The following is a 2,046-nucleotide window of genomic DNA, read 5'->3' as shown; positions in this document are numbered from 1 at the left end:
CACCCCTTAACGCGGCGTTATGTGCTAGGGGGATATAAAGTAAATGAAATACAATGTAGATCAAGAGGCTAGCAGCATACCTTCCGTCGAAGTTTTGGCTGATGATTTTCATCAACTTAGAGCGTCTGTTGATATAGATAATGGTGATATCTATTTGGATTTTTCAACAAGAGAAGCTTTGCGTGATTTTGCTCTTAGCTTACTTTATGAATCTGAGTTTGGTAGCGGGGAGTTGGAAATGTATCCCCTAAGTCATGAAGGCAAGCTGCATGTTGTAGAGGGGGTTAGGTTAACTGAAGATAGCTCACGTATTTTTACTAAGTATGCAAATACAGAAAACACATAACAAACGGTTCAAGAGGGACTACCAACGCTTGGCGGTTTTAGTTCAAACTGGTTTTAGTGGTTAAGGCGGTTATTTTTGGTTTAGCGCAATGCGTTGTTAGCCCCTTAACCGGGCGTTATGCACTAGGTGAAAAATGAGACTTTTCAAAATAGCCGGCTTACTTAGTTTTTGTCTTGGATGCTTTGTAGGTTTTGTGATTTTATACGCTGCATGGCAACACAATCCGCAACATCAATATCATTCGGGAAGCCATATTGACTTTGGATACTTAGCTGGGTTGTGGTTGTTCTGGTGTGTTGGTGCGACCTTAGCTTCTATGCCCGTTATTTGGCTAATAGCTAAGGTTCTTAATGGCTTCTTAGTTGCTCGGGAGCGTGCATAACAAGGCGTTAAAGTGGGATTCATGCCGCGTGGCATTTTTGGTATGCGGTGATTTTTGTGGTGAAAATGGTCTGCGGAAGATTGGTTTAGGCGGCATTCACCCCTTAACGCAGCGTTAGGCTAATAGGGAATAACTTTAGATTATGAATAAGATTGAAGGTTCGATAGTTAATGATCGTTACTTAGAGTCAATTGCTATTACTTTATATAACGAGGCAAAAACGGAACAAGATGGTTACCGCTTCAAAAAGTTAATTCCTGCTATGTCATTTTACTGTTTTGCCATGGAATCTAAGCTAAATACATTCGGCAAAGAAGTTTTTACGAAAAGATCGGAATTTAAAAGTTTTGGCAACGCCACAATACAAACAAAGTTTGATTGGCTCTTATCTCGTTTAAAAGTTGATGCCGATGATTTAGTTGATCCTCACCGTCAAACGGTTGCTAATATGGTCACATTCCGCAACGCAGTTGTTCATTCTAAAAATATTGATTTTCAAGAAGAGCGAGAGTTAATAGGTCTTGAGCAGTTTGGAGACAGATTTGTTCGACCGCCTTCGCATGAAAAAGACTTCATGGCGCTACGATCTCTTGAAAATTGCGAAAAGTTTAAACAAGCTTTTGAATTCTTAGACCACGTTTGGTTTGTACAGTCTCCAAAATTCTTTGGTTCCAAAGACTTTTTGCGAGGCAATGGTATTAGTAAAGCGAAAGTCGTTGACAGAAATTAGCCTAACAAACGCTTCAAGAGGGACAGCCAACGCGCGGCATTTTTACCATGCGTTGGTTTTTGTGATTACGACGTTATGCCGGAAGTTTGTTGTGGCGTTGTCTGCCCCTTAAGCGGGCGTTATATGCTTTCAAAATCTGTGAGCGAAAAGGAGTTTATAATGATTCTAAATCATGTCTCAGTTGGTGTTTCAAATGTGCCATCTGCGGTGGTTTTTTACGACTCAGTTCTATCTGCTTTGCCCATAAAACGGGCTCATTACATCGAGAATGTCGCGGCAGCCTACGGAGAAAATTTTGAGTTTTGGGTAGGTTGCCCATGTGAAAATGCAGCCTCTTCAGGTCATGGAACTCACATTGCTTTCAACGCGCCAAACAAAGAAGCTGTTGACCAGTTTTACGCTACTGCATTAGAGCTTGGTGGCGAGTGTGCCGGTAAGCCTGGATTGCGTCCAGAGTACGGTGAGACTTACTATGCAGCGTTTGTCCGCGATGTTGACGGTAACAAAATTGAAGCAGTCTTTATGTAGCTGAAGCTACTCATATAACAAGGCGTTTAAGTGGGATTCATGCCGCGTGGCATTTTTGGT

Annotated in this window: 4 protein-coding genes; all 4 read left to right on the top strand. The window is 41.7% G+C overall.

Translation table 11 applies throughout. The annotated features are described in order from the left end of the window. Window positions 1-43 precede the first annotated feature (43 nt). The 4 genes from FC652_RS19565 (at window position 44) to FC652_RS19550 (ending at window position 1,986) form a co-directional block, all read left to right on the top strand. Window positions 44-346: a hypothetical protein gene (locus FC652_RS19565; RefSeq protein ID WP_025796564.1), complete on the top strand. Its 303-nt coding sequence runs from the start codon at window positions 44-46 to the stop codon at window positions 344-346. A 362-nt stretch (window positions 347-708) separates the two neighbouring features. Beyond that, the gene (locus FC652_RS19560) at window positions 709-846 is read left to right on the top strand and encodes a DUF3265 domain-containing protein (RefSeq protein WP_176299843.1); all 138 of its coding nucleotides are present in this window, start codon (window positions 709-711) and stop codon (window positions 844-846) included. 24 nt (window positions 847-870) lie between these two features. After that, window positions 871-1,458, top strand: coding sequence for a hypothetical protein (locus FC652_RS19555; RefSeq protein ID WP_176299842.1), 588 nt, complete (start codon window positions 871-873; stop codon window positions 1,456-1,458). A 159-nt stretch (window positions 1,459-1,617) separates the two neighbouring features. Further along, on the top strand, window positions 1,618-1,986 hold the full coding sequence (locus tag FC652_RS19550) for a VOC family protein (protein WP_176299841.1): 369 nt from the start codon (window positions 1,618-1,620) through the stop codon (window positions 1,984-1,986). Window positions 1,987-2,046 lie beyond the last annotated feature (60 nt).

Source organism: Vibrio sp. 05-20-BW147, assembly GCF_013369385.1.
In the GTDB taxonomy this organism is placed as follows: Bacteria; Pseudomonadota; Gammaproteobacteria; order Enterobacterales; family Vibrionaceae; genus Vibrio; species Vibrio floridensis.
The sequence above is the reverse complement of the archived record's forward strand: the minus strand, read 5'-3'. Positions and strand labels throughout refer to the sequence as shown.